At 68.1% G+C, this 26,282-nt stretch carries 25 protein-coding genes; 3 read left to right on the forward strand and 22 right to left on the reverse strand.

Annotated elements, in window-relative coordinates:
• Window positions 1-2: 2 nt before the first annotated feature.
• The 12 genes from ILP86_RS09525 to ILP86_RS09580 form a co-directional block, all read right to left on the reverse strand.
• Entirely contained in the window at window positions 3-440 is a 438-nt protein-coding gene (locus ILP86_RS09525; RefSeq protein WP_046747146.1) for a type II 3-dehydroquinate dehydratase, read from the reverse strand.
• Window positions 437-1,525, reverse strand: a complete 1,089-nt coding sequence (aroB, locus tag ILP86_RS09530; protein ID WP_058631205.1) for a 3-dehydroquinate synthase — start codon at window positions 1,523-1,525, stop codon at window positions 437-439. The genes ILP86_RS09525 and aroB overlap by 4 nt, the downstream gene beginning before the upstream one ends.
• Window positions 1,522-2,040 (reverse strand): shikimate kinase, encoded by a 519-nt coding sequence (locus ILP86_RS09535; RefSeq protein WP_058631206.1) that lies wholly within the window; start codon window positions 2,038-2,040, stop codon window positions 1,522-1,524. Before ILP86_RS09535 ends, aroB begins: the two co-directional genes overlap by 4 nt.
• On the reverse strand, window positions 2,024-3,253 hold the full coding sequence (gene aroC / locus ILP86_RS09540) for a chorismate synthase (protein ID WP_058631207.1): 1,230 nt from the start codon (window positions 3,251-3,253) through the stop codon (window positions 2,024-2,026). The genes ILP86_RS09535 and aroC overlap by 17 nt, the downstream gene beginning before the upstream one ends.
• Before the next feature lie 63 nt (window positions 3,254-3,316).
• Window positions 3,317-4,129: a shikimate dehydrogenase gene (locus ILP86_RS09545; protein ID WP_193761827.1), complete on the reverse strand. Its 813-nt coding sequence runs from the start codon at window positions 4,127-4,129 to the stop codon at window positions 3,317-3,319.
• A 4-nt stretch (window positions 4,130-4,133) separates the two neighbouring features.
• On the reverse strand, window positions 4,134-5,645 hold the full coding sequence (mltG, locus tag ILP86_RS09550; protein ID WP_193761828.1) for an endolytic transglycosylase MltG: 1,512 nt from the start codon (window positions 5,643-5,645) through the stop codon (window positions 4,134-4,136).
• A 2-nt stretch (window positions 5,646-5,647) separates the two neighbouring features.
• Window positions 5,648-6,121, reverse strand: a complete 474-nt coding sequence (gene ruvX / locus ILP86_RS09555; RefSeq protein WP_046747152.1) for a Holliday junction resolvase RuvX — start codon at window positions 6,119-6,121, stop codon at window positions 5,648-5,650.
• Window positions 6,118-8,778 carry an alanine--tRNA ligase gene (gene alaS / locus ILP86_RS09560; RefSeq protein WP_193761829.1) on the reverse strand — a complete coding sequence of 887 codons (2,661 nt, stop codon included), beginning with the start codon at window positions 8,776-8,778 and terminating at the stop codon, window positions 6,118-6,120. Before alaS ends, ruvX begins: the two co-directional genes overlap by 4 nt.
• Window positions 8,779-8,853: 75 nt before the next feature.
• The gene (locus ILP86_RS09565; protein ID WP_046747154.1) at window positions 8,854-9,042 is read right to left on the reverse strand and encodes a hypothetical protein; all 189 of its coding nucleotides are present in this window, start codon (window positions 9,040-9,042) and stop codon (window positions 8,854-8,856) included.
• 104 nt (window positions 9,043-9,146) lie between these two features.
• Window positions 9,147-9,776, reverse strand: a complete 630-nt coding sequence (rpsD, locus tag ILP86_RS09570) for a 30S ribosomal protein S4 (RefSeq protein WP_052748643.1) — start codon at window positions 9,774-9,776, stop codon at window positions 9,147-9,149.
• A gap of 181 nt (window positions 9,777-9,957) precedes the next feature.
• Window positions 9,958-11,280, reverse strand: coding sequence for a replication-associated recombination protein A (locus tag ILP86_RS09575; protein ID WP_058631218.1), 1,323 nt, complete (start codon window positions 11,278-11,280; stop codon window positions 9,958-9,960).
• A gap of 101 nt (window positions 11,281-11,381) precedes the next feature.
• A complete protein-coding gene (locus ILP86_RS09580) occupies window positions 11,382-12,242 on the reverse strand; it encodes a CAP domain-containing protein (protein WP_179516030.1) in 861 nt (286 codons plus the stop codon).
• Window positions 12,243-12,426: 184 nt separating this feature from the next.
• On the opposite strand from ILP86_RS09580, the gene ILP86_RS09585 reads away from it, so the two are divergent.
• The gene (locus ILP86_RS09585; RefSeq protein ID WP_193761830.1) at window positions 12,427-12,735 is read left to right on the forward strand and encodes a hypothetical protein; all 309 of its coding nucleotides are present in this window, start codon (window positions 12,427-12,429) and stop codon (window positions 12,733-12,735) included.
• Between the two features lie 28 nt (window positions 12,736-12,763).
• Here ILP86_RS09585 and ILP86_RS09590 read toward each other — a convergent pair whose 3' ends face one another.
• Both ILP86_RS09590 and ILP86_RS09595 read right to left on the reverse strand, forming a co-directional pair.
• Window positions 12,764-13,528 carry a winged helix-turn-helix domain-containing protein gene (locus ILP86_RS09590; protein WP_179516031.1) on the reverse strand — a complete coding sequence of 255 codons (765 nt, stop codon included), beginning with the start codon at window positions 13,526-13,528 and terminating at the stop codon, window positions 12,764-12,766.
• The gene (locus tag ILP86_RS09595) at window positions 13,525-15,411 is read right to left on the reverse strand and encodes an NAD(P)/FAD-dependent oxidoreductase (protein ID WP_193761831.1); all 1,887 of its coding nucleotides are present in this window, start codon (window positions 15,409-15,411) and stop codon (window positions 13,525-13,527) included. The genes ILP86_RS09590 and ILP86_RS09595 overlap by 4 nt, the downstream gene beginning before the upstream one ends.
• Window positions 15,412-15,625: 214 nt before the next feature.
• On the opposite strand from ILP86_RS09595, the gene ILP86_RS09600 reads away from it, so the two are divergent.
• Both ILP86_RS09600 and ILP86_RS09605 read left to right on the forward strand, forming a co-directional pair.
• Entirely contained in the window at window positions 15,626-16,978 is a 1,353-nt protein-coding gene (locus tag ILP86_RS09600; RefSeq protein ID WP_193761832.1) for a DUF349 domain-containing protein, read from the forward strand.
• Window positions 16,979-17,042: 64 nt separating this feature from the next.
• Entirely contained in the window at window positions 17,043-17,594 is a 552-nt protein-coding gene (locus tag ILP86_RS09605; RefSeq protein WP_058633073.1) for a hypothetical protein, read from the forward strand.
• On the opposite strand, the gene ILP86_RS09610 is transcribed toward ILP86_RS09605, so the two are convergent.
• From ILP86_RS09610 to ILP86_RS09645, 8 genes are all read right to left on the reverse strand, one after another.
• On the reverse strand, window positions 17,581-19,833 hold the full coding sequence (locus tag ILP86_RS09610; protein WP_046747156.1) for a bifunctional (p)ppGpp synthetase/guanosine-3',5'-bis(diphosphate) 3'-pyrophosphohydrolase: 2,253 nt from the start codon (window positions 19,831-19,833) through the stop codon (window positions 17,581-17,583). The two genes, ILP86_RS09605 and ILP86_RS09610, sit on opposite strands and share 14 nt — an antisense overlap.
• A gap of 65 nt (window positions 19,834-19,898) precedes the next feature.
• Window positions 19,899-20,888 (reverse strand): protein translocase subunit SecF, encoded by a 990-nt coding sequence (secF, locus tag ILP86_RS09615; protein WP_046747157.1) that lies wholly within the window; start codon window positions 20,886-20,888, stop codon window positions 19,899-19,901.
• The gene (gene secD / locus ILP86_RS09620; RefSeq protein ID WP_046747158.1) at window positions 20,888-22,636 is read right to left on the reverse strand and encodes a protein translocase subunit SecD; all 1,749 of its coding nucleotides are present in this window, start codon (window positions 22,634-22,636) and stop codon (window positions 20,888-20,890) included. Before secD ends, secF begins: the two co-directional genes overlap by 1 nt.
• 55 nt (window positions 22,637-22,691) lie before the next feature.
• Window positions 22,692-23,111 carry a preprotein translocase subunit YajC gene (gene yajC, locus ILP86_RS09625; protein WP_374168973.1) on the reverse strand — a complete coding sequence of 140 codons (420 nt, stop codon included), beginning with the start codon at window positions 23,109-23,111 and terminating at the stop codon, window positions 22,692-22,694.
• Between the two features lie 72 nt (window positions 23,112-23,183).
• The gene (gene ruvB / locus ILP86_RS09630) at window positions 23,184-24,209 is read right to left on the reverse strand and encodes a Holliday junction branch migration DNA helicase RuvB (protein ID WP_058633076.1); all 1,026 of its coding nucleotides are present in this window, start codon (window positions 24,207-24,209) and stop codon (window positions 23,184-23,186) included.
• Window positions 24,202-24,822 carry a Holliday junction branch migration protein RuvA gene (gene ruvA / locus ILP86_RS09635; RefSeq protein ID WP_046747161.1) on the reverse strand — a complete coding sequence of 207 codons (621 nt, stop codon included), beginning with the start codon at window positions 24,820-24,822 and terminating at the stop codon, window positions 24,202-24,204. Before ruvA ends, ruvB begins: the two co-directional genes overlap by 8 nt.
• 9 nt (window positions 24,823-24,831) lie before the next feature.
• The gene (gene ruvC, locus ILP86_RS09640; protein ID WP_046747162.1) at window positions 24,832-25,416 is read right to left on the reverse strand and encodes a crossover junction endodeoxyribonuclease RuvC; all 585 of its coding nucleotides are present in this window, start codon (window positions 25,414-25,416) and stop codon (window positions 24,832-24,834) included.
• A gap of 45 nt (window positions 25,417-25,461) precedes the next feature.
• Entirely contained in the window at window positions 25,462-26,223 is a 762-nt protein-coding gene (locus ILP86_RS09645) for a YebC/PmpR family DNA-binding transcriptional regulator (RefSeq protein WP_046747163.1), read from the reverse strand.
• Window positions 26,224-26,282: the final 59 nt, after the last annotated feature.

Genomic DNA, 26,282 nt, shown 5'->3' on the forward strand with positions numbered 1-26,282 from the left:
TTCTAAGGGATGAGTGCTGCGAGCTGCCGCACGGCGTCCGCGTAGCCGTCCACTCCGCGCCCGACGACGCGCACGGCGGCGACGTCGTCGAGGTACGAGTGGTGCCGGAACGCCTCGCGAGCGTAGACGTCGGAGATGTGCACCTCGGCGAAGGGCAGGGACACTCCGGTGAGCGCGTCGCGAAGGACCACGGACGTGTGCGTGAGTCCGCCCGGATTGATCACGATGGCCACGCAGTCTTCACGTGCCGCGTGGATCGCGTCGATCAGCACCCCCTCGTGATTGCTCTGCACTGCGCGCACCTCGAAGCCCACGTCCGCCGCGGCATCGGCGGTGAGGCGCTCGACGTCGGCGAGCGTCGCGGTGCCGTAGATCTCCGGTTCGCGCGAGCCGAGCAGATTCAGGTTCGGCCCGTTGACGAGGAGGATGCGTCGGGTCACGCGCCCACCTCCTGGTAGGCGGCGAACATCAGCGATTCGTCAGGGGCCTGCAGCACCGTCGGCTTCGCGATGTCGTCGAGCAGGATGAACCGCAGCATGCCTCCGCGGCTCTTCTTGTCGCGCTGCATCGTGGCGAGCAGCTGCGGCCAGGCACCGGCACGGTACGACGTCGGAAGTCCCAGCGATTCCAGGATGGTGCGGTGGCGCTCGGCTGCCGTGTCCGACAGCCGTCCCGCGAGACGCGAGAGCTCGGCCGCGTACAGCATGCCGACCGAGATCGCGGCGCCGTGACGCCACCGGTAGCGCTCCGCGTGCTCGATCGCGTGGCCGAGTGTGTGGCCGTAGTTGAGGATCTCCCGCAGTCCGGCCTCGCGGAAGTCGTCCGACACGACCTCGGCCTTCATCCGGATCGCGAGCTCGACGGCACGACGGAACTCCTCGGTCGTCGGGTCCACGGCGCGTGCAGGATCTGCTTCGACGATGTCGAGGATCTCGGGCGCCCAGATGAAGCCGGCCTTCACGACCTCCGCGAAGCCCGCCGTCGCCTCGTTCGGGCTCAGGCTGGCGAGTTCGTCGAGGTCGCCGACCACAGCCGTCGGTGCCCAGAACGCTCCGACGAGGTTCTTGCCCTCGGCCGTGTTGACACCTGTCTTGCCGCCGACAGCCGCGTCCACCAGTCCGAGAACGGTCGTCGGCACCTGGATGAGCTGCACGCCGCGGAGCCAGGTCGCGGCGACGAAGCCGGCGAGGTCGGTGACGGAGCCCCCGCCGTAGCCGATCACGGCATCGGAACGCGTGAAGTCGGCCTGACCCATGACCTGCCAGCAGAAGGCGGCGACCTCGATCCGCTTGCCCTGCTCGGCATCGGGGATCTCGGCGAGGAGCACCTCGCGCGGCCCATCGGCAGCATCGGCGAGGAGGCGGTCGCGCAGTTCGGCAGCGCGGGCCGCGAGGGTCGGCGGGTGCACGACGAGCACCTTGCGCACCCCCGGTGCGAGCGCGGCCGAGACCCGATCGAGGATCCCCCGTCCGACCGTGATGTCGTAGGCGTCGTCTCCGGTGACGCTGATGGTCGTCGTGCTCATCGCTGCTCTCTCCTCCATGCCACGATGTCGTCCGCGATCTTCTGCATCGGACGACGTGAGGTGTCGAAGGTGGCCGAGGAGACCTCGTCGTACCACCCTCGACGCTCCTCGAAGATCTTCTTCCAGCGCTCCAGCGGGTCCTCCCCCGCCAGCAGCGGACGGCTGCTGCCGCGCAGCCGATCGGCGACGGCCTCGGGACTCACGGTCAGGAACACCACCGGATGCTCGGCGAGCAGATCCCGCGTCGCGGCCTTCGTCACCGCGCCTCCGCCGAGCGATATCACTCCCCCTTCGGAGAGCGCCTCGGCCACGGCCGCCCGCTCGAGGTCGCGGAAGTGCTCCTCGCCGTGCTGCTCGAAGATCACCGAGATCGGACCGTGAGCGGCGACGATCCGCTTGTCGGTGTCGATGAAGTCGACTCCGAGCCGACGCGCCACCCGCCGACCGACACTGGTCTTGCCGGCGGCCATCGGACCGACCAGCACCAGCGTCAGCGGATCAGCCGCGCTCGTCATGCGCGATGAGCGCCGCCTCGGACGCGGGGGTCGTGCGCAGCTCTTCGGGGATGCCAGCCAGGTATCCGTCAAGGTTGCGACGGGTCTCGCGGATGCTGTCTCCGCCGAACTTCTCCAGCACGGCGTTCGCGAGCTCGACCGCGACCATGGCCTCGGCGACGACGCCCGCCGCAGGCACGGCGCACACGTCGGATCGCTGGTGGTGGGCGGTGGCATCGTCTCCGGTGGAGATGTCGATCGTCCGCAGCGCATGCGGCACGGTGGCGATCGGCTTCATCCCTGCGCGCACGCGGAGCACCGTCCCCGTCGACATGCCGCCCTCGGTGCCACCGGCTCGATCGGAACCGCGGGTGATGCCCTCGGCGGTGGCGAAGAGCTCGTCGTGCGCCGCAGACCCCCGTCGGCGCGTGGTCTCGAAGCCGTCGCCGACCTCGACCCCCTTGATGGCCTGGATGCTCATGAGCGCCTGCGCGAGGCGCGCGTCCAGGCGACGGTCCCAGTGCACGTGGGAGCCCAGTCCGGGCGGCAGCCCGTACGCGAGGACCTCGACGATGCCACCGAGGGTGTCGCCGTCCTTCTTGGCGTCGTCCACCTCAGCGACCATCAGCGCGGAGGTCGTCGGGTCGAAGCACCGGAGCGGATCCGCGTCCAGAGCATCCACGTCGTCCGGTGTGGGCAGCGAAGATCCCTCCGGCACGCGGACCGGACCGATCGACAACGTGTGGCTGACGAGCCGGATACCGAGCTCGCCGAGGAACGACCGGGCGATCGCACCGAGTGCGACGCGTGCGGCGGTCTCCCTGGCGCTCGCCCTCTCGAGGATCGGACGGGCCTCGTCGAAGTCGTACTTCTGCATGCCGACGAGGTCGGCGTGACCAGGACGTGGACGCGTGAGGGGTGCGCTGCGGCCACGGGACTTGTCCGTGAGCTCCACCGGCTCGGGGTTCATGACCTCGATCCACTTCGGCCACTCGGTGTTGCCGATCCGGAGCGCGATCGGACTGCCGAGGCTCTTCCCGTGTCGCACGCCGCCCGAGATCGTCAGCTCGTCCTGCTCGAACTTCATCCGTGAACCGCGACCGTAGCCCAGCTTGCGCCGAGCCAGATCGGCCTGGATGGCCTCGGAGGACACAGGGACGCCGGAGGGCAGTCCCTCCATGACGGCGATGAGTTCTGGGCCGTGCGATTCGCCGGCCGTGAGCACGCGGAGCATTGCTCCAGTCTCCCACGGGTTCGACCTGCCCCGCGCCGCGTTTCGTCGTCCGCGCCGACCGTCTCAGAGAGCGGCGCGCATGGCGGCGATCACAGAGTCCTCGTCCTGCAGCGCGATCGCCGGATCTCCGTTCCGGAAGATGCGGATCTGGCGCACGGCCTGGTGCAGCAGCATGCCGAGGCCGGAGATGGCACGGTCTCCGCCCCACAGCGCGGCGAGGGCAGATGGCCAGGGTGCGTACGCCACATCGAAGAGGACTCCGCCTGACGCGGCCAGTGCTGCGGCGACATCCGCGGAGAGCTCAGCGCCTCCGGGCAGCGTCGCCACGGTGAGGTCCACGTCAGTCAGCGGCGCGTCGAAGGAGTCGACGTCGACGATCACTCCGAGCCGTTCACCGAGTTCCACGAGTGCGGCAGCGGCTTCGGGGCGCCGCGCTCGGACGTCGACACGCACGGCGCCGAGCTCGGAGGCGGCGACGAGTGCGGACGACGCCGTGGCTCCCGCGCCGAGGATGCGCACCTGCCCCGCCTCGGGCACGTCGGCCTCGGTGAGAGCGTCGACGATGCCACCCACATCGGTGTTGAAACCGGCGAGATGCTCCCCCAACAGGAGCGTGTTGACCGCTCCGGTCAGCTCTGCGTGACGATCGACCGTCACCGCCGCACGGAACGCCGCCTCCTTCAGGGGCATGGTCAGCGAGAGGCCGCGCCACGTGTCGTCCAGCCCCGCGAGTGCCGGCTCGAACTCCTCAGCGGCGACTTGACGCCGGCCATAGACCCAGTCGAGTCCGAGCACGCGATATGCAGCGTTATGGAGCGCAGGCGACTTGGAATGCCCGATGGGATCGCCCCAGACCGCCAGACGAGAGCGCGTCACCGGCTCAACAACCGGCGTCGGGGTTCGCCCGGCACCACTCGCGCCATTTCTCGATGCCCTGCTCGTGCTCGGCCATCGTCTCGGAGAACTGCGTCTCCCCCGTCGCCAGGTTGATCGTGACGAAGTACAGCCACGGGCCGTCGGCGGGCGCCATCGCGGCCTTGATGGCGGCATCGCTCGGGCTGGCGATGGGCGTGAGCGGCAGACCGGTGCGCACATAGGTGTTCCAGTCGTTGTCGTCCTCCAGAGCTTCCTTGGAGCTCGAGACGACCCCCTCATGCAGCGAGCCGTACCCGTACTGCGCCGTCGAGTCCATCTGCAGCTTCATGTCGATGTCGAGACGGTTCTGGATGACCCGCGACACCTTCGCGAAGTCGTCGAGCCGGCCTTCGCGCTGGATGATCGACGCGATCGTGAGGATCCGCTCCGCATCGGCCGCGGGCACGCCTGCCGCGTCGAGCGATTCCCGCGTGCGGTCCACCATGCGCTGGATCACCTGCGGCGCCGTTACTCCCGGGTCGAACTCGTACACCGCGGGGAACAGCCAGCCTTCCAGACTCGGTGCGTCCACTCCGTACGCCGAAGGATCCTGAACCGCCGCTTCGAAGTCGGCCAGCGAAAGACCGAGCGTCTCAGCCATACCGGGGAGCGACGAGACGATCGTCCCGCCCTCGGAGACGGAGACGGCGTTGGCCATCTTGTTGCCATCGTCCTTCAGCGCCGCCAGGGCGGCTTCTGCCGTCATCTTCTTCTGTAGGCGGTACACGCCCGGATAGAAGGTCACGGCGAGGTTCTCGTCGACGATGTAGTCGTAGAAGACTTCTTCGGTCTTCGTCACACCGGCTTCATAGAGGGCGGTGGACACAGGACCCCCGGTGTCCCCCTGCTTGATGGTGACGAGGGCTTCGCCGTTGGCCAGCCCGGGCTCCCAATCCTTCGACTCGCCCCACCCCATCGCATCACTGATCTTGTCGCCGTAGGTGTTCCACACCCACGCGCCGCCGGCGGCGATCCCGCCGAAGATCGCGAGAACGATCACGAGCGCGATCAAGCAGCCCTTCCGCCGCTTCTTCTTCTTGGGCTTCGCGTCGACGTTCTCATCGTGGGGGACGAAGAGGGCGTCGAGGCCACCGCCGATCGCGGGTCCCGCTGCATCGGCGACGGGAGCCGACGCCGGGACGGCCTCGGCTTGTGCCCGTGTCGTCGCGTCAGCCGCGTCAGCAGAGGCCCGCACCGGAATCGGAGACGGTGCCGACGCGTCCGCGCCGACGGCGTCATCGGCAGAGGCTCGCACCGGCGCGCTCGAAGGCTGCGCCGCCGGGCCGGCGGTGCCGCGGGCCGGTGTGGCCGTCCCCTCCCCCGAGGCCGCTTCCCTCGCGGCACGTCGCGATCCGGGAGCAGGCGCGCTGTCGTCCACGGTCGGAATCTGTCTCGTCGGTTCGGGCAGATTCTCGAACAGGTCCCCCAGCCGGGCATCGGTGTCGGGCTCGGGTGTGGCGCTGTCACGTTCAGACATCGTCAGGCGTGCTCCTCGTCAGGCGAGATGGTGGCACCGGCCGGGTTTCCGGTGCTCTTCTCCATGTCGATCGCCTGCTGCAGAAGCACCACGGCGGCGACCTGATCCACAATGCTACGAGACTTCTTCTGAGATCTCCCGGAACTGCGCAATGCCGCGTGGGCGGTCACGGTGCTCAGCCGTTCGTCCACGAGCCGCACCGGGAGCCCACTGCGCACCTGGAGCGCGGCCGCGAACTCGCGGGCATCCGTCGTCGAGGGGGTGTCCGTTCCCTGCATGTTCACTGGCAATCCGACGACGAACTCCAACAGGTCGTACTCCTGTGCGATCTGGACGATGCGGTCGATCGAGGCGTCATCTCGCGGCACGGTCTCCACCGGCACCGCGAGCATCCCGTCGGGATCGGAGCGCGCGACACCGACCCTCGCTCTTCCCACGTCGATGCCGAGACGCACTCCGCGACGGAACCCGCTCACGCGCTGTGCAGCTCCTGGGAGATGGCGTCGAGCGCCGCGGGGAGTGCGGCGACATCCGCTCCACCGCCCTGTGCGACGTCGTCTCGTCCGCCGCCGCCGCCGCCGAGCACGCCGGCTGCGCGCTTCGCCAGCGCACCGGCCTTCGCGCCGGCCGACCGCGCCGCCTCGTTGGTGGCGACGACCACGACCGGACGTCCGTTGACCACGGCGCCCAGTGCCACGACAGCCGCCTCAGAACCGAGCCGATCACGGACACTGTTGACGAGATCGCGCACGTCATCCGCAGAAGCCACGTCACCGAGGTTCTGCGCAGCCAGACGGAACTCTCCGACGCGCGTCGCAGCCTCGACGATCGACGGGACCTGACCCGCCCGCTCCTTCGCCTCGAACTGCGCGATGCGCTTCTCCGCCGCCTTGAGGCTCGCGGTCAGATCGGCGATACGCTCGGGCAGCTGCTCGCGAGGAGTCTTCAACGAACTGGTGAGCTGCGACACGATGGCACGCTCGGCGGCGAGCTCGCGGAAGGCATCGGCGCCGACGAGCGCCTCGATACGGCGGTTCGATGCCCCGACCGACGACTCGCCGACCAGGCTCACGAGTCCGATCTCGGCACTCGTGCTCACGTGCGTACCCGCGCACAGCTCGCGGGACCACGGGCCGCCGATGTCGACCATGCGCACCACGTCGCCGTACTTCTCGCCGAACAGGGCCATGGCCCCGGCTTCCTTGGCCTCGTCGAGCGAGACGATGCGCGTGGTCACTTCGAGCGAGTCCTGCACCGCGCGGTTCGTGATCTCCTCGATCTCGCTTCGGGTGTCTGCCGAGAGCGCCTGCGACCACGCGAAGTCGAAGCGCATGTAGCCGGCGCGGTTCAACGATCCTGCCTGCGTCGCCGTCGGACCGAGCGTGTCGCGGAGCGCGGCGTGCACGAGGTGCGTCGCCGAGTGCGCCTGGCGGGCGGCACGGCGGTTCGCGGCATCGACGACCGTGGTCGCGATGTCGTCGACGGCGACGCTTCCGCGCGTGACCTCGACGGTGTGGCTGATCAGACCGGGAACCGGCTTCTGCACATCCAGCACTTCGAGGACGTAGCCCGGGCCAACGATCGTGCCCTTGTCAGCGACCTGACCGCCGGACTCTGCATACAGCGTCGTCTCGGCCAGCACGACCTCGGCGATCTGACCCTCGGCGGCGCTGCGCACCGGAACGCCGTCGACGAGGAGTCCGAGCACACGCGACTCGACCTCGAGCGCCGTGTACCCGTCGAATCCGGTCTCGCCCAGGGCGCGCAGTTCACGGTAGACCGACACATCGGCGAGCTGCCGCTTGCGGTTGCGGGCGTCGTCCTTGGCGCGCTGACGCTGCTCCTGCATGAGATTGTCGAAGGCGGCACGGTCGACGTCCAGCCCCGCCTCCTCGGCGACCTCGAGCGTGAGGTCGATGGGGAAACCGTAGGTGTCGTGCAGGAGGAACGCCTCCGGCCCGCTCAGCGTCTTCCCGCCGCCCTTCCTGGTCTCGTCGAGCGCGAGGTCGAGGATCGTGGAGCCGGCGACGAGGGTGCGACGGAACGTCTCCTCCTCGGCGAACGCCGACGCCGAGAGCACCGGCCAGTCCTTCTCGAGCTCGGGGTAGGTGGTCTTCATCACGTCGCGCGACGCGGCGAAGAGCTCGGGGAAGACCGGCTCGTCGACGCCGAGCAGCCGCATCGAACGGACCGTGCGGCGCATCAGACGGCGGAGGATGTATCCGCGCCCCTCGTTGGAGGGGCGGACTCCGTCGGAGAGGAGCATGAGCGAGGACCGGACGTGGTCGGCGACGACGCGGAACCGCACGTCGTCCTCATGCTGCACGCCATAGGGCCGTCCGGAGAGTTCGACGGCACGATCGAGCACGGGCCGCACCTGGTCGGACTCGTACATGTTGTCGACGCCCTGCTTGAGGAAGGCGACGCGCTCGAGGCCCATCCCGGTGTCGATGTTCTTCATCGGGAGCTCACCGACGATGTCGAACTCGGTCTTGCCGCGGATGTTCTCGATGAAGTCCTGCATGAACACGAGGTTCCAGATCTCCAGGAACCGCGAGTCGTCGACGGCGGGGCCGCCGTCCTTGCCGTAAGCGGGGCCACGATCGAAGAAGATCTCCGAGTCGGGGCCACCCGGGCCCGGCTGACCGGTGTTCCAGTAGTTGTCCGCGCGGCCGAGACGCTGGATGCGCTCGGGCTTGAGCCCGATGATGTCGCGCCAGATCGCTTCGGCCTCGTCATCGGTCTCGTAGACCGTGACCCAGAGGTCCTTCTCGTCGAAGCCGAGACCGCCGTCGGACTCCGCGCTGGTCAGCAGCTCCCAGGCGTAACGGATCGCGCCTTCCTTGAAGTAGTCGCCGAAGGACCAGTTGCCCAGCATCTGGAAGAACGTGCCGTGACGGGCGGTGCGGCCCACCTCTTCGATGTCGTTGGTGCGGATGCACTTCTGCACGTCCGCGATGCGCGGGTGCGGAGCGGGCACGACCCCGGTGAGGTACGGGATCATCGGCACCATTCCGGCGACAGTGAACAGCAGGGAAGGATCGTCGCTGACCAGAGAGGCGGAGGGGACGATGAGGTGGTCGTTCTTCTCGAAGAAGTCGAGGTAACGCTGCGCGATTTCCGCAGTTTTCATAGGGGTGCCAGGTGTCCTAGGTCGCGTGGAGGGATGGTCGCGTTGAGCGATGCTGCGCGAGGCGCGCAGGAGGTGTCAGTTCTGTTCGGGCTCTGCAAGCCGAGCGTCTTCGGCGCGGTAGGCGTCGCCGATCAGGGAGGTGAAGCCGTTGATGCGGGCATCGACCTCGGCGAGGATGTCACGACCCCGCGGGTCCTTGTTCATGAAATGGGCCGCGACGAAGCCGCCGATCACTCCGATCAGGAACCACTGCAACTTCTTCATGACGCCATCCTTGCCTCTGAGCCGCGAAGGCGCGGTGATCCCATCGTATGCAAAAACGATGAGAGGCGTCGGGTTTCCCCGACGCCTCTCGTGTATGCGGTGTATCAGCGAGCCGCGTAGTACTCGACGACGAGCTGCACTTCGCAGGTCACGGGGACCTCAGCGCGCTTCGGGCGACGGACCAGACGTGCCTGGAGCTTGTCGAGCTCGACCTCGAGGTAGCCGGGAACGGGGGGCAGGACCTCGGCGTGACCGCCGGCTGCTGCCACCTGGAAGGGCTCGGTGCCCTCGCTCTTGGGCTTGACGTGGATGAGCTGACCCGGCTTCACGCGGAACGACGGGCGGTCGACGAGCTGGCCGTCGACCAGGATGTGACGGTGCACGACGAGCTGGCGAGCCTGCGCGGTGGTGCGGGCGAAGCCCGAACGCACGACGAGGGCGTCGAGACGCATCTCGAGAAGCTCGACCAGGTTCTCACCGGTCAGGCCGTCCTGACGACGAGCCTCGTTGAACGTGTTGCGCATCTGCTTCTCGCGGATGCCGTACTGCTCACGCAGGCGCTGCTTCTCACGCAGACGGACGGCGTAGTCGCTGTCTGCCTTGCGCTTGGTGCGGCCGTGCTCACCCGGAGCGTACGGGCGCTTCTCGAGGTAGCGGGCGGCCTTCGGGGTGAGTGCGACGCCGAGGGCGCGGCTGAGACGCACCTTGCGGCGGTCCTGGGACTTCGTGGTCACGAAGCGTTCCTTCCGATGACGCGGTCGCGGCTTTCGCGACTCGCGGACGTATCGTCCGCGTTCTGCCTTGGAGCGCACGCCGGGGCGCCAGCAAGGTGTGGTGTGAACGAGGAGATGCCCGAAAACTCGGTTTCGAGCCGCTCAAGTCTAACAGATCGTGTCTCTCGACCGGATCTGCGGGTCAGCGATCGCCGAGGATGCGACGGATGCGCTCGAGCCGGGAGCCGATGTCACGCTCCGCACCGAGGTTCTTCGGCTGGTAATAGCGTCGGCCGTCCAGCTCATCCGGCAGGTACTGCTGGGGCACGATCCCGAACTCGCTGTCATGGGAGTAGACGTACCCGCGGCCGTGCCCGAGTCGCTTCGCGCCCGGATAGTGAGCGTCGCGCAGATGAAGCGGCACCCTGCCGAAACCTCCCGCACGGATGTCGGCGATCGCGGCGTCGATGCCCACATAGGCGGCGTTCGACTTGGCGGTGGTCGCCAGGTACACGGTCGCCTCCGCGAGCGGGATGCGCCCCTCCGGCATACCGATGAACGCCACGGCATCGGCAGCGGCGACGGCGATGACCATTGCCTGCGGGTCGGCGAGGCCCACGTCCTCCGACGCGGAGATGACGAGGCGCCTGGCGATGAACCGCGGATCCTCCCCCGCCTCGATCATGCGGGCCAAGTAGTGCAGCGCCGCATCGGGGTCGGATCCCCTGATCGACTTGATGAACGCACTGATGACGTCGTAGTGCTCATCACCCTGACGGTCGTACCGCAGCAGCGCCTTGTCGACCGCCTGGGCGATGTCATCGGCAGAGACCTCGGGCGGCCCCGCACTCTCGTCCTCCTCGCCACCAGCGCCGTCACCGGGCTCTCCTGTCGTGGCGTGCGACAGGGCCACGGCCGCACCGGCCTCCAACCCCGTGAGGGCGCGCCGAGCATCCCCCGATGCGAGTCTCAGGAGGGCGGATCGAGCTTCGTCGCTGAGCGTGACGGCTCCGTTGAGTCCCCTGGCATCGGTCACCGCACGGTCGACGAGCACGCCGATGTCCTCGTCGGTCAGTGGCTGCAGGGTCAGCAGCAGAGAGCGCGAGAGCAATGGTGAGATCACGGAGAAGGACGGATTCTCCGTGGTCGCGGCGATGAGGATCACCCACCCGTTCTCGACCCCGGGGAGCAGAGCGTCCTGCTGCGCCTTCGTGAAGCGATGGATCTCGTCGAGGAAGAGGATGGTGGTCTGACCGTAGAGATCGCGTTGGTTCACCGCCTCCTGCATGACTTCGCGCACGTCCTTGACGCCGGCGGTGATGGCGGACAACTCGACGAAGCGTCGCCCCGACGAACGCGCGATGGCCTGTGCCAGCGTGGTCTTGCCGGTGCCCGGCGGCCCCCACAGGATGATCGATACGGCTCCCGGCGCTGCCGCCTTCGGATCAGCGAGGGCGACGATCGGCGAACCGGCCCGGAGCAGGTGACGCTGCCCGGCGACCTCGGCGAGGGAGGTCGGGCGCATGCGCACGGCGAGGGGCGTCTGCCCGGAGAGCAGCGGCGCGGAAGGGGTCACCCGCCAAGGCTACTCGGGGCGAGCGACATCGCCGTCTCAGGAAGTCGCCGTCACTGGAAGAGGTCGACGAACTCGAGCTGCCTCGCCTGCCCGGTCGTGCCGAGGGAGATCTGGGTGCCCGGCGCCGAGGAGACCACGCGCGGTTGCCACCCGATGCTCGACACGTGTCCTCGTCCGGACACCGTGTTGCCCGGACTCCACACCCGGAGAGCCTCCATTCGAAGCCCTCGACCGGTCGTCCCCGCCGTCACCTCGGTACCGGCACCCTGCGTGCAGACGGGTGTCATCCACCCGATGTTCTGCACATGGGCCTGAAGGCAGATGACCTTGCCGGTCTGTTGCCGCACCGCGACGGCTTCAAGACCCAGCCCCTGCCCCGTGGTGCCCCCTCCGGCGATCCATCCCCGCTGAGCGACGTGGCTGCGCACGGAGGCGTCCTGCCGCGAGACCGTCGGAGTGGGCGTCGATACCGGATACTTGGCGAACACCTGCGTGGCGTAGCCGTTGACGAGACCGATGCCGATCGTCGTGTAGTCGCCGAGGATGTTCGCGCGGTGCCCGGGCGAGTTCATCCATGCTGCGACGACGGTCGCCGACGAATAGCCGGATGCGACGTTCTCGGCTGCCCTGCTCCAACCCCCGGGAATCTGGCTCGAGTACTGCGGGTTGTGGTACATCCGGCCTTCGCGGGACTGGGTCGCCGACCAGTTCTGCGCGACCGCCGTCACATCCCCGTCCAGCACCAGCGGCGCCAGTCCGTTGGCGGCCCGCGCGGCGTTCGTATCCGCGAGGATCCGTGCGACATCCGCGTTCGGCGGTGGGATCTCCGCCGCGCTCACCGGCGGTACGACGCCGAGCACGGCAGTCGCGCTGACGACGAGAGCCGCGACCAGGTTTCGGGTCCACCGCATGAGCGTTCTCCTTTTCGGACTGAGGCGATCAATAGCCTAAAAGTAGTCGGTCCATCACGGAATGACGAGCGTTCGCCGTTGAACCGTGCCGAACGGCCGAACGCAGCGCATCGGTGCGACGGGCCGACGACGCTAGGCTCTGAGGCGAGGTCGCACAGCGACACAGTGAGGGGAAACAGGGCAGATGGCAGCACGCGGGTCCAAGAATGCACAGCAGCGCACGCAAGCGGAACGCGCCCGCATCCATGCGGCCCGCAACGCCGTGCATGAAGGACTGATCCGGCGCCGCACCCGAGACAACGCGATCGGGATCATCGTCGGCGTCGTGATCGTGTCGGCGGCGATCGCGAGCCAGGTCGTGCACGCGCAGGTCACTGCCCCCGAACCCACGCCCACACCCACGGTCGCTCCGACCGGGACACCGGCCCCCAGCGAGACACCGGCTCCCACCGAGGAGCCCGTTCCCAGCGAGGAACCGGCGCCCACCGGGTAGCCTGCACACGCTCTCCTGACGAGCGCCCTCATCGGGGCTCGGCCACCGCCAGGCGATAGCCCCGCTTGACGACCGTCTGGATGAGATCGCCACGCCCCAGGGAGTCGCGCAATCGCCCGACGGCGACTTCGACCGCTCGATCGCTGCGATGGCCGCCGGGAAGCACCTGACCGAGCTCCGCGCGCGAGAGCACGCGGCCGCGGGCGAGGAACAGCGCTTCGATCAGTGCCACCGCTCCACCCGACAGGGGGACGAAGCCGTCGTCGAGAATGACGCCTCCGCTGCGAACCTCGAGGCGTCCAGCCACCGTGAGAGCGGATCCTGCCCCGCTCCGATAGTGCGCGAGGACGCTCTCCGCCAGCCCGGCCTGCGTCGACGGCTCGACGTGTCGAGCACGCAGCCCGATCGCCCGCAGTCGGGTGGCCTCCCGTTCCTCGACGGCGATGAGGAGCAGCCTTTCCGCCTCCGTCCGCCGCCGGTTGGCGTCGAGGGCGCCGGAACTCTCCGCCGCGTCGACCCACGCCGCCGTCGACGCCGTGAACAGCACAGCGTCAGCGCCGCCGGCACCTGCGCGGTGGACGGCGCGACACAGGGCGACCGGAGCCGGTGTCGTCACTCGAGGCGTGACGACACGCAGCAGCTCCGCCCCCGCTCGTTCCAGGACGCGACGCCAGCCGTCGTCGTTCGACCCGCCCCTCCCGGCGGAGGGACCTCCGGCGGATCGCGCCTCGTCCGACACGATGATCCTGCATCCTGCGAGCACCGGGCGTGCCCCCGAACGCCCGGTCGTCATGCGGGGTTCTCCGCGCGCAGCGGCGAGGCGCGGTGCCGACCCATCGAGTGACCTCGATCGGCCCAGCCTGCGTCCATCGCTCTGACAGCGTTCCGTGCAGCATCGCTTGACGGCCTCGGATGCGGTGACACAGACTCGCCGCTGGGGAGCGACTGCTCCTGGGCATCGCCCGAGCCCGTGCGCAGCGGGGACTCTTCGCACAGGATCCCGACCGCGGCCAGCCGTTCCCACAACGCCGAACGCTGCCCCCGACGGACTCCCCGCAGCTCGATCCGCGAGTCGACGACCTGCAGCGACAGGCCGAGGTCCAGCGCGATGCAGCCGATGTCGACGAGCTGCTGCGGGCCGAACTCCCCTCCCCCCGCTGCGGAGAGGCTCACGCGACTGCCGGCAGACGCCGACCCGACCACACGACGTGCCCGCTCGCTGGAGGCGTCTTCCCCTTTCTGCGGCAACCGCTCGTCAGCCAGCTCCAAGAGCGCACGAGCCACAGCCAGACTGCAGCGCGCACAGTCGGGCTCCCTTCCAAGACGCACCCCGAACTCGGTGAATGTGGTCAATCCTTCTGTGCGGATCACTTCCCGGAGTTCGCGCGACGACATCCCGATGTGGACGCAAGCCGGGATCGTCCCACCCTCGTCCGGAGCCGCACGCCCCAGTTCCTCGGCGACCTCGCCCCGTAACCGTTCGCCGACAGCCCGCCGAAAGGCGACATGCCCGCTCGTATCGCCCATGAGGATGCCCCCGAGGAGAGTCTGCGCATCGTCGCTGAGGACCAGCTTGCGGTAGACACCGCCGCGACGGGAGAGCGTGACGACGTCGACCGCACCCGGAGAAGCCGCCCACGGCTCGCCGAAGCTCACGATGTCGACCCCGGCGATGGTGCGGTGGAGACAGGCTTCGTGCCCCGTGAACCGCGTCGCTCCCCCGCACGCCCGCTCCGCTGCGACCTCCGCCGTGGAGTGCGCGCCCGCGGCGGAATCGACGGCACGGTCGTCGAAGCGGGCCGCTTCGCCGATCGCGAGGATGTGTGGATCCGAAGTGACGCACCGATCGTCGATGATGACCCCGCCCTGCGCGTGCACACCGAGCCCCGCGTTGCGGGCGAGTTCGTCACGCGGACGCACGCCGACCGTGAACAGCACGACATCCGCCCGTTGGAAGGTCCCGTCCTGGAACTCGAGAGCGGTGACCGCACCCGAGTCGTCCGCGTCGAGACGCGTCGTCCTCGTACGCGTGCGCACCGCGATGCCTCGATCTGCGAGAGCGGACTGCAGCACGCCGGCACCCACCTCATCCAACCGGTCGGGCAGCAAGCGATCCGCATACTGCACGATCGTGGTTGCGACCCCCGCCGCGTCCAGAGCGACCGCCGCTTCGAGCCCGCGTCGGCCTCCCCCGATCACGACGCCGCGCAGCGGGCGCCCCAGGACGGCGGATCGCGCCTCGACGAAGGTCCGGATCGCTTCCGCGTCCTCGATCGAGTGCAGCACGAAGCACCCGGGAAGCCGAGCTCCCGATACGGCAACCTGCGAAGCGACCGAACCGGTGGCGAGCACCAGCGTGTCGTAGGAGTATGTGCGCCGGGAGCGCGTTCGCACGGTGCGGGCCGTGCGATCGATGCGCAGCACGCGGTCATCACGCACCAGCCGGACGCGGTCGTCACGGAAGACGGAGCGGTCCAGTTGGAGCTCTGCGGGATCGTCGCCGGAGAGGAGCCCCGCCACCTCGGACCTGTCGTACGGACCGTACCCCTCGTCTCCGATGACGGTGACCCGCGCGGCCGTTCCCGGGTCGCGGAGCAGCCGCTCGACGAATCGATGCGCCGCCATCCCCGCTCCGACGACGACGATCTCGCCCGGTGGGGATGTGGTGTCCTTCATACTGCTCCTGTCGACCGGATGACTGTCGTCCTGGCGACCCTAAGAGGGTCGTGTTTCCCGGAGATGACGAGCTGTGTGTCCTCCGTCGAAAGATCTCATCACAGAACGGTAACGATCCCGCGTGACGCCCGGGCCTCACCCGCGGCGCTTCGGCGTACTAGGCTGAGCCTCGTCCTTTCCGCCTCCCGCGGCCCGACCGCGCAAGGAGAATCACGTGTCTGCCAACGAGCCCACGAAGCCGACTCCGCCCATCCCCGGACCCCCCTCCGTGCCGATGCCCCGCAAGGCACCGACGCCGGCCGCCGTCGCGCCTGCCGCACCGGTGCCCGCCGCATCGTCGACGTCGGCGGAATGGGGGCGCGTCACCGAGGACGGAACCGTCGAGGTCAAGGAGGGCGACGCCTGGCGCGTCGTCGGCCAGTACCCGGACGGTACGCCCGATGAGGCCCTCGCCTACTTCGTCCGCAAGTTCGACGACATCGCCTTCAAGGTGCATGCACTCGAACAGCGCCATCAGGCCGGCGGCGCATCCGCGAGCGACCTCGCCAAGCAGGCGAAGCACCTGATCGACGAAGCCACCGATGCCGCCGCGGTCGGTGACCTTGCCGGTCTTCGCGATCGACTCAACGCTCTGACCTCGTCTCTCTCGGAGGCGACGGAACAGGAGGCGAAGCAGGCGAAGGAACTCGTCGACAAGGCGATCGCCGAGCGAACCGAACTCGTCGAGCGCGCCGAGGCGATCGCCGCACGTGACCTCAGCAAGGTGCAGTGGAAGCAGGTCACGGCTGAGCTCGGAGAGCTGTTCGACGCCTGGCAGGCGCAGCAGCAGAACGGGCCGCGCCTGTCGAAGGGAATCTCCCAGCAGCTCTGGAAGCGTTTCCGGGACGCGCGGGCCGTCGTGGACAAGCAGCGCCGCGCCTTCTACTCCGAGCTCGACGACGCTCACAAGGTCGCCCGCGACGCGAAGACCCGTCTCGTGGAGCGTGCGGAAGCCCTCGCCCCCCGCGGTACCGACGGCATCCCCGCCTACCGCAACCTCCTCGACGAGTGGAAGGCGTCCGGCCGCGCCGGACGAAAGGCCGATGACGCGCTGTGGGCGCGCTTCAAGGCCGCGGGCGACGCCCTCTATGCCGCCCGTGCGGAGCAGGCTGCCGCTGAAGAAGCGGATTCCGCTCCGAAGATAGAGGCACGCGAAGCACTCCTCGAAGAGGCGAAGGGTGTCGCAGACGAGCCCAACATCAAGCGAGCTCGCGCGCTCCTGACCCGCATCCAGCGGCAGTGGGACGAGATCGGACGCATCTTCCCCCGGGACAAGGAGCGGGCGCTCGACGACAAGCTCCGCGCCATCGAACAGGGTCTCAAGGCCCGGGAAGATGTGGACTGGAAGAAGAACAACCCCGAGACCAAGGCGCGCGCGAACGACATGAGCTCCCAACTGCTGGAAGCCATCGAGAAGCTCGAGGCCGAGGTCGCCGCGGCCGAGAAGGCCGGCGACACGAAGGCTGCCAAGGCCGCAGGGGATGCTCTGGAAGCACGACGAGCCTGGCTGAGCGCACTCGGAAGCTGACCCGTTCTCCACAGGTCCCGCACGACGACGGACGAGGCGGGGTGCACTGCGTCAGACTGACGTGATGCACCCCGCCCTTCTGTACCTGCCCGGCGTTCGGCTGAGTGAGGCGGAGCTCAGCGCGGCACGGATCGACGGGCATGTGGTCGAGGTCGGGGACGCCTATGTCCCGGCGGACCTGATCGAGGGATCGGATGTCAGGGCGAGCGCTGTCGCATCGCTGGTGCGCGCAGGAACCGCGGCGTCAGGGCCGACGGCTGCGTGGATCCATGGCGCCGGCGATGGTCCACCGGGCGTGCATCATGTGCGACGGTGCGTCGAACGACGGATCCGTGCGACGACGAACTCACGACTCGTCTTCCACGACACCGTCGTCGCCTCTTCCGAATTGGAGTCGATCGGCGGAATCCTCGTCACAACGCCGGTGCGGACCATGCTCGATCTCGCCACGACCGTGCACCGCGATCCGCGCGTGCTGACCTGGATGGACAGACTCGCGCTCGTGTCGCCCGACGTGCCGGAGGAGGCGTCCGCCATGCTGCGCCGCATGTCGCGCGTTCCTGGAAGCCGCGCGGGACGGGCCGTGCTGGACAGGCTCGCGGTCAGGAAGAGGTGACGCGATAGACGTCGTACACGGCGTCGATCCTGCGTACCGCGTTGAGCACGCGATCGAGGTGCACGGCATCACCCATCTCGAAGACGAATCGGCTCAGAGCGAGTCGCTCGTCCGTCGTCGTGACCGTCGCCGAGAGGATGTTGACATGGTGCTCGCTCAACACGCGGGTGACATCGGAGAGAAGCCCCGAACGGTCGAGCGCCTCGACCTGGATCTGCACCCTGAAGACGCTCTTGGTGGTGGGAGCCCAGGAGACCTCGACGAATCGGTCCTGTTCGGCACCCAGCGCCTTCACGTTCACGCAGTCCGCACGGTGGACCGAGACGCCGCTGCCACGGGTCACGAACCCGACGATCTGGTCGCCCGGAACCGGGGTGCAGCATTTCGCGAGCTTGACGAGGATGTCATTGGCGCCGCGCACCAGCACGCCGGAGTCACCCGACCGCGGCTCACGCGTCTGCACGCTGCCGGGAAGGTCGATGGCCCCCGTCGCGGGGTCGTTCGCCGCGACGAGTGCGGTGACCTTCTCCAGCACGGATTGGGTCGAGACGTGCCCCTCGCCGACCGCCGCATAGAGCGCGGAGACGTCCTCGTAGTGCATGCCCCGTGCCACTTCCGTGAAGGAGTCATGGCTCATGAGTCGCTGCAGCGGCAGGTTCTGTCGACGCATCGCCCTCGCGATGGCCTCCTTGCCCTGCTCGATCGCCTCCTCGCGGCGCTCCTTCGTGAACCACCCGCGGATCTTGTTGCGGGCGCGCGTGCTCGCAACGAACCCGAGCCAGTCCTGGCTGGGTCCCGCGTCGGGGTTCTTCGAGGTGAACACCTCGACGACGTCGCCGCTCTTGAGCTCGGACTCCAGAGGCACCAGGCGACCGTTGACCTTGGCGCCCATCGTGCGGTGGCCGATCTCGGTGTGCACGGCGTAGGCGAAGTCCACCGGGGTCGCGCCGGAGGGCAGCCCGATCACCCGGCCCTTCGGCGTGAAGACGTAGACCTCCTTCGCGCCGATCTCGAACCGGAGGGATTCCAGGAACTCTCCAGGGTCGGCGGTCTCGGCCTGCCAGTCGGAGATGTGCGCGAGCCAGGCCATGTCGGTGTCGGACGCGCGGACCTCGGTCTTGCCGCCGCCGTTCATCCGCTCCTTGTACATCCAGTGCGCAGCGACGCCGTACTCGGCCTGCTGGTGCATCTCATGGGTGCGGATCTGGATCTCGACCGTGCGGCCGGCGGGGCCGATCACCGTGGTGTGCAGTGACTGGTAGAGGTTGAACTTGGGTGTGGCGATGTAGTCCTTGAAACGACCCGGCAGCGGAGTCCAGCGTGCGTGGATCGCGCCGAGCACCGCGTAGCAGTCGCGCACGGAGGACACCAGCACCCGGATGCCGATCAGGTCGTAGATGTCGTCGAACTCACGGCCGCGGATGACCATCTTCTGGTACACCGAGTAGAGCTGCTTTGGGCGCCCGACGACCTTGCCACGGATGCGGAGATCCCGCAGGTCTTCGTCGATCTCCTCGACGACCTGGTTCAGGTACTTCTCGCGCTGCGGGGTGCGCTGCGCGATGAGGCTGTGGATCTCGTTGTAGATCTTCGGGTGCAGCACCGCGAAGGAGAGATCCTCGAGCTCCGACTTGATCGCCTGGATTCCGAGGCGATTCGCCAACGGAGCGTAGATCTCCAGGGTCTCCTTGGCCTTCTTCGCCGCCTTCTCCGGCGGAACGAAACCCCAGGTGCGCGCGTTGTGGAGGCGGTCGGCGAGCTTGATCAGCAGCACTCGGATGTCCTTGGACATCGCGACGATCATCTTGCGGACGGTCTCGGCCTGCGCGCTCTCGCCGTACTTCACCTTGTCGAGCTTGGTGACGCCGTCGACGAGCATCGCGACCTCGTCGCCGAACTCGGCGGTGAGATCGGTCAGCGCGTACCCGGTGTCCTCGACGGTGTCGTGCAGCAGCGCTGCGGCGATCGCCCGCGGCCCGAGACCGAGTTCGGCAAGGATCTGGGCGACCGCGAGCGGGTGGGTGATGTACGGCTCACCGCTCTGGCGCTTCTGCCCCTCGTGCTTCTCCTTGGCGACCGCGTAGGCCCTCTCGATCACCGAGAAGTCGCCCTTGGGGTGGTTCGCCCGGACTGTGCGGATCAGATTGTCGAGGTCATTGATCCTCGACGCGCGGGAGAAGATGCGGGGAACCAGCCGTCGCAGACTCGAGCCCTGCGATGACGTCTGCGGTTCCGCCATCTACTCACCTCCTGATCGATCAATCCTACGCGTGCTGTGCGGCACCGGCCCCGCTGAGGAACCGATCAGACCTCGACGGCCGCCCTGCTGCGGGCCTCTCGGATGCGGGCATCCCGTGCCTTCAGCTGCGGCTCGTTCTCGCGGAACAGCGAGTAGAGCGGAGCAGCCACGAAGAGCGTCGAGTAGGTGGCCACGAGAATGCCGACGAAGATCGAGAGCGAGATGTCGGTGAGCGACTCCGCGCCCAGCCAGAACGCGCCGATGAAGAGCACCGCGCCGACCGGCAGAGCAGCGACGACGGACGTGTTGATGGAGCGCACGAGCGTCTGGTTCACCGCGAGGTTGACCGACTCGCCGAACAAGCGGGCGGACTTCTCCCCGTCTTCGGTCGTGTTCTCGCGGATCTTGTCGAACACGACCGTGGTGTCGTACAGCGAGTACGCGAGGATCGTGAGGAAGCCGATCACGGCCGCCGGCGAGATCTCGAAGCCGGCCAGCGCGTAGATGCCCACCGTGATCACGAGCACGTCGAGGAGACCGATGATGGCCGCAGCCGACATCTTCCAGGTGCGGAAGTAGATCGCCAGGATCAGGAAGGTCAGGGCGAGGAAGATCGCGAGACCCCACAGCGACTGCTTGGTGACGTTCTCACCCCACGCGGGTCCGATGAAGGAGGAAGTGACGTCGGACGGATCGACGCCGTATGCCTTCGCCAGTGCCTCGCCGACCTGCTGGGTCTCGGCAGCGCTCATCTGGTCGGTCTGGACGCGGACGTCCTTGCCGCTGACGACGACGACCTTGGTCGCAGCGCCGGGGACGACCGATTGCACGGCTGTGGTCGCCGTCTCCTGATCGAGGCTGTCCGGCGCCTGCACGGTGAACTGCGATCCACCCGTGAACTCGATCGAGAACTGGATAGGACGGATGAGCGGCACCAACGCCGAGCCGACGACCAGGATGATCGCGATGATGAACCACAGACGGCGCTTGCCGACGAACGGGAAGGAGGTCTTCCCGGAGTAGAGGTTGTTGCCGAACTCATTCATGGAAGGCATCAGGCGTCTCCCTCACTTCCGGCTTTGGTGGATCTCTCGCCCGTGAGGGCCTCGGCGCGCTTGCGTTCGGCGATCGTCTGTCTGCGGTCGGCCTCGCCGCGGGACCGCGCGTTCTTCGCGCCTCGCCCGACCGACGCCGTGGTGACCTCTCGGTACTGCGAGCGGCTGCGGTACACGGCCCCGAGAGCTTCGGGATCGAGTCCGGACAGCTTGTGGCCGCCGCCGAAGAAGCGGGTGCGCGCGAGAAGTTGCATCACCGGGTGCGTGAAGATCACGAAGATGAACACGTCGATGAGCGTCGTGAGTCCGAGCGTGAAGGCGAAGCCCTTCACCGTGGCATCGGCCAGGATGTAGAGGACGACCGCCGCGAGGATGTTGATCGACTTGGAGATGTAGATCGTGCGCTTCGCACGACCCCAGCCGTCCTCGACCGCCGCGGTGATCGACTTCCCGTCACGGAGCTCGTCCCGTATTCGTTCGAAGTACACGATGAACGAGTCGGCGGTGAAGCCGATGGACACGATGAGACCGGCGACGCCGGCGAGCGAGAGGCGGAACCCGATTCGCCACGCCAGGATGCAGATGATGATGTAGGTGAGCACCGCCATCACCGCGATCGACGCGATGATCACCGACCCGAGCGCTCGATAGACGATCAGCGAGTAGATCGCCACCAGCGCGAGCCCGATGAGGCCCGCGATGAGACCGATCTGCAGCTGCTGCGTACCCAGCGTCGCCGAGATCGTGTCGGAGCTCTGCACCGTGAAGCTCAGCGGAAGGGCGCCGAACTTGAGCTGATCGGCGAGAGTGGTCGCGGACTCCTGCGTGAAGCTTCCGGAGATGCTGGGGCGACCATCGAGGATCTGCCCGTTCATCCGCGGAGCGCTGATCACGTTGCCGTCCAGCACGAAGGCGAACTGATCCCGCGGCGTGAGCCCGTCGATGCGGTTCTGGTTCAGGCGGGTGCTGACCTTGCCGAACGCATCGGCCCCGTCGCCGTTCATCGTGAGCTGCACCAGCCAGGCACCCGACTTCGGGTCGCGACCGGCCGAGGCGTCGGTGATGGCGGTGCCGTCGAGCTCTGCCGGTCCGAGGATGTACTTGGCGCTCCCGTCCGCCGAGCAGGCGATGAGCGGCTGGTCCTTCGGCGCCTTGGAGGCGTCGTTCTCCGGGTTCGCGCAGTCGTATGCCTGGAACTCCGCGGCCAGCTTGTCGGTGACCCAGGAGAGGTCGCTCGCGTCGGTCGGCTCGGCCGTCGGCGTCGAGTTCAGACCCGGATCCGGGCTGGGATACGGCGTCGAGTTGCCGTCCTCGCCCACGAACTCGTTGGTCGCCGCCGTCGTGTAGAGCACGGGACGGAACTCCAGCTGAGCACTGGACTGGATCCGCTCCCGCGTCTGCGCGTCGGCCTCACCGGGGATCTGGACGACGATGTTCTGTCCGCCCTCGGTCGTGATGTCGGCCTCGGCGACGCCGGACGCATCGACACGCTGCCGGATGATCGCCGCGGCCTGGTCGAGCTGCTCGGACGACGGAGCCGCTCCGTCCTCGGTCTCCGCACTCAGCACGATCTGTGTGCCGCCCTGCAGATCGAGGGCGAGCTCAGGTGTCCACGAGCTCGCGGCCTCCCCGTTGCTGTCCTTGAAGACGTACACGCCCAGTGCGTTGATGCCGAAGAGCACGCCCGTCACGAGGAGCAGGCCGAGAAGGACCCGCCAGGCGTGACGGACGGGAGAGGATGAAGCCACGTGTGTTCAGCTTTCTGGAAGGACGGAGATCCGAGGGGCCGCGTCGGCCTCGGCGTTACTTGTCGTCGGCGTCGCGCTCGAGGCGAGCGCGGGTCTCCTCGGGGGTCTCGACAGCCGGAGCGACCGGCTCATCGGCGACCGGCTCCTCGACGACACGCTCCTCGACGATGTCGTCCGACGGTGCGTCGACGACGACATCCTTGGGCTCGACCACGCGCAGGATGGCCTGGCTGTGCACGTCGATGATGGTGCCGGGAGCGATCTCGACGAGCGCGGGGGTGTCGAGGTCGTCGGGGTCGTACGCGACGATCGTCCCGTAGATGCCGCCCTGCAGGAGCACCTTGGCGCCCGGGACGGTCTTGGTGGCCTTCTCCTCCTGCTCGGCCTTCATCTGCTTCGTGCGCTTGCGCGTGTTGAAGATCATGAAGACGAGGAGAACGGCGAGGAGGCCGAAGAGCAGGAATTCCATGGGCATGGGGGAAGCGCCTTTCTCAGGTGCACGCTCCAGCCTTTGGGCGCGCGAAGGTATCCGGGAAGTCTTCAGTGATTATAGGTCATCCAACTTAAGCATCCCGTCCGGATGCGCGACACCCAGGTGCGCGTACGCCTCCGGCATCGCCACACGGCCGCGGGGCGTGCGCCCGAGGAACCCGATGCGCACGAGGTACGGCTCGACCACGCTCTCCACGGTCTCGGCTTCCTCACCGACGGCGACAGCGAGCGTGCTGAGGCCGACCGGGCCACCGCGGAACCGTCGGACGAGCGCTTCGAGCACGGCACGGTCCAGGCGGTCGAGACCGATCGGATCGACGTCGTACAGATCCAGGGCCGCACGGACCTCGCGGATGGTCGCAACTCCCCCCGTGTGCACCAGCGCATAATCGCGCACCCGGCGAAGGAGGCGATTCGCGATGCGCGGGGTGCCGCGGGACCGTCGGGCGATCTCGGCGAGCGAGTCGGTCGGGAGGTCGACGCCGAGCACGGCCGCGGATCGTGCGATCACCTGCTCCAGCTCGCCCACCTCGTAGAACTCGAGGTGACCGGTGAACCCGAAGCGGTCGCGGAGCGGGTTGGGCAGCAGCCCGGAGCGAGTCGTCGCGCCGACCAGGGTGAACGGCGAGAGCTCGAGCGGGATGCTCGTCGCTCCCGCGCCCTTTCCCACCATGATGTCGATGCGGTAGTCCTCCATCGCGAGATAGAGCATCTCCTCGGCGGAGCGCGCCATGCGGTGGATCTCGTCGATGAAGAGCACTTCACCGGGGACCAGGCTCGAGAGCAGGGCCGCGAGATCACCGGCGTGCTGGATCGCCGGGCCGCTGGACAGCCGGAGCGGACGTTCGCTCTCGTGTGCGACGATCATCGCGAGCGTCGTCTTCCCCAGGCCGGGAGGTCCCGCCAAGAGGATGTGATCGGCGGGACGACTCTGGATGCGGGCGGCCTCGAGGAGCAGCTGCAGCTGACCGCGCACCTTCTGCTGGCCCACGAACTCTCCGAGGCTCGTCGGCCGCAGGGCGCCTTCGATGGCGAGTTCGGTCTCGTCGGAGGGCTCGCTGGCGTCGAGGGGATCAGACACGCGCCTGGCCTCCCTGCGCCGGGCCGAGCAGGGCGAGCGTACGACGAAGCAGAGAGGCGACGGACGCGCTCTCCGCCTCTGTGGCATCCGCTGCCGTCTGGGCGGCGGCGTCTGCGGCGACCTTCTCCGACCAGCCGAGCCCCACGAGTGCCGCGGCCACCTGCGTGACGACATCGGCGCCGCCGCCCGCGGCGGGCTTCGCCGGAGCCGCGAACGCCTGCACCTTGCCGGCGAGCTGCAGCACGATGAGCTTCGCCGTCTTGGGGCCGATGCCGGAAACGCGTCGGAAGGGGGCGTCATCCTCCGCGGTGACGGCCTCGGCGATCTGATCGCTCGTGAGGTGCGAGAGCACGCCGAGTGCCGACTTCGGACCGACGCCGGTCACGCTGATCAGCAGTCCGAAGATCTCGAGCTCACCGCGGTCGGCGAAGCCGAACAGCGACAGCGAGTCCTCACGGACGATGAGGCTGGTGTGCAGCAGCAGCTTCTCTCCCACCGTCGCGGTGTGGGCGACATCGGCGGGCACCGCGACCGCGAATCCGACCCCGCCCACATCGATGACGACCTGATCGGATGCCGCATGCAGGACGACGCCGTGCAGAGAGGAGATCATCCCCTCAGCCTACGGCGTCGCTCGTAGGTATGTTCGACCGACACGCTTCTCGGCCTCGGCCCAGGCACGCTGAGCGGGAGTCAGGGCCCCGGGGGCGGTCGCCGCTGCTCCCCCGCGGCGCCAGGCGTGGCAGAGGGCGATGGCCAGTGCGTCGGCGGCATCGGCCGGTTGCGGCAGTGCGTCGAGGCGCAGGATGCGGGCGATCATCGTCTGCACCTGCCGCTTGTCGGCAGCACCGTATCCGGTGACGGCGGCCTTGACCTCACTCGGTGTATGCGTGGCCGCGGGGAGCCCCGACTCGGAGGCGATCAGCAACGCGACGCCACTGGCCTGTGCGGTGCCCATCACCGAGTGCGTGTTCTGCTGCGCGAAGACCCGCTCGACGGCGACGGCATCAGGTCGATGCTCGGCGATCACGGCGCGGATACCGGCGGCCACGATCGAGAGACGCTCCCCGATCTCCGCTTCCGGCGAGGAACGGATCACCCCGACGTGCACGAGCGTTCCGCGGCGCGATCCGTCGACATCCACGACCCCCACACCGCAGCGGGTGAGACCGGGGTCGATGCCGAGCACACGCAGAGAGGAGGTCACTCCCCCAGGCTAGGCCGCCGATCCGACACCGGTCGCCCGGCGCGCCTAGGCGTCGTCGTTCTCCAGCTCCGCCTGGACCTCGGGACTCAGATCGAAGTTGGTGAACACGTTCTGCACGTCTTCGCTGTCTTCCAGGGCATCGATCAGGCGGAAGATCTTGCGCGCGGTGTCGGCATCGATCTCGACCTTGAGGTTCGGGACGAACTCGACGTCGGCGGACTCGTAGTCGATGCCGGCCTCCTGGAGCGCGCTGCGCACAGCCACCAGGTCGGTCGCCTCCGTGATCACCTCGAAGCCCTCGGCGTGCGGTTCGATCTCCTCCGCACCGGCCTCGAGCGCAGCCATCATCACGTCATCCTCGGTGGTGCCCTCGGAGCCGACGACGATGACGCCCTTGCGGCTGAAGTTGTAGGCCACGCTGCCGGGGTCTGCGAGCGTGCCGCCGTTGCGGCTGAGAGCCGTGCGAACCTCAGCGGCCGCCCGGTTCTTGTTGTCGGTCAGACACTCGATCATGAGCGCGACGCCGTTGGGGCCGTATCCCTCGTACATGATCGAGAGGTACTCGACGGCCTCGCCGCCGATACCGGCACCGCGCTTCACCGCGCGGTCGATGTTGTCCTTGGGGACCGAGGTCTTCTTGGCCTTCTGCACCGCGTCGAAGAGGGTGGGGTTGCCCGCCAGGTCCGGTCCGCCGAGCTTGGCGGCGACCTCGATGTTCTTGATGAGCTTGGCCCAGGACTTCGCGCGCCTGGAGTCGATGATGGCCTTCTTGTGCTTCGTGGTCGCCCACTTGGAATGCCCGGACATAAGTCTCCGCTCGTCGTATCCGCATGAGCTCGCGCTCAGCGCATCGTCCATTCTAACGA

The sequence above is a fragment of the Microbacterium sp. R1 genome, assembly GCF_015159725.1.
GTDB classification, from domain to species: Bacteria; Actinomycetota; Actinomycetes; order Actinomycetales; family Microbacteriaceae; genus Microbacterium; species Microbacterium oxydans.